General features: G+C 72.3%; 2 protein-coding genes. Both read left to right on the top strand.

Features of this window, described 5'->3' with window-relative positions:
• Window positions 1-402, top strand: a 402-nt coding sequence (locus IE249_RS36345) for an aminotransferase class I/II-fold pyridoxal phosphate-dependent enzyme (protein WP_229857572.1), incomplete at its 5' end; no start/stop codon positions are given.
• Window positions 403-528: 126 nt separating this feature from the next.
• A partial coding sequence (locus IE249_RS05490; protein WP_189703591.1) for an SCO4983 family protein occupies window positions 529-947 on the top strand: 419 nt, incomplete at its 3' end.

Here is a 947-nt window from a genome sequence, read left to right as displayed (position 1 = left end):
AACATGCGCCTGTGCGCCAACATGCCGGGCCAGCACGGCGTGGTCGCCGCGCTCAGCGGGCGGCAGACCATCAACGACCTGGTGCTGCCCGGCGGACGGCTGAAGGAGCAACTGGACGTCGCCTACGAACTGCTCACGCAGATCCCGGGCGTGACGTGCGTTCGGCCCCGGGGGGCGCTCTACCTCTTCCCCCGCCTCGACCCCAAGGTCTTCAAGATCAAGGACGACCGCCGCATGGTGCTCGACCTGCTGCGCCGCGAGAAGATCATGGTCGTGCAGGGCACCGGCTTCAACTGGCCCGAGCCGGACCACTTCCGCGTCGTCACCCTGCCCACGGTCGGGGACCTGCGCGACGCGGTGAGCCGCATCGGCAACTTCCTGGACGGTTACGGCCAGGCCTGAACCGCGGCACCACCGACGCCGTACGGATCACCGACAGTGCGGTTACGGGCCGGTTCCGCGAACCGGCTCAACTTTAGACGGGTTCTAAGCTAGGATGCCTTCTGTCAGCGCACAGGAGGCCATCCCATGTACGAACCGATCCGCACCCAGTCGGTCCACACCACGATGGCCGGCACCACCCCCGACTTCCCCCACCGATCCCGCGAGGAGGAGCTGGACATCCAGCTCGCGGGCCATCTCGCGGCGCTGCTCGCCGTCACCGACGAGCTGCGCGCACTGGCCCCCTCCGCCGACCTGGACGCGGCGGCCGAGCGGCTCGCCGGGCAGGTGGCCCGGCTGCGGGGAGGCAGGGCTCCCGCCCGCTCGTCGGCGGCCCCCGGCACCGGGACACGGGCGCTGCACCGGCGGGCGCACGCACTCGCCGGACGCGCGCTCGTCGTCGCCGCCTCCCGGGCGGACACGGCGGCGGCGATCCTCGCGGCCGAGCGGATGGACGCGCACGCGGCCGCCGCGCCCGAGGAGCGGCAGGAGTTGAGTGGCGCCGC

Origin of the sequence: Streptomyces anandii JCM 4720, assembly GCF_014650655.1 — a bacterium.
GTDB classification, from domain to species: Bacteria; Actinomycetota; Actinomycetes; order Streptomycetales; family Streptomycetaceae; genus Streptomyces; species Streptomyces anandii.
The sequence above is the reverse complement of the archived record's forward strand: the minus strand, read 5'-3'. Positions and strand labels throughout refer to the sequence as shown.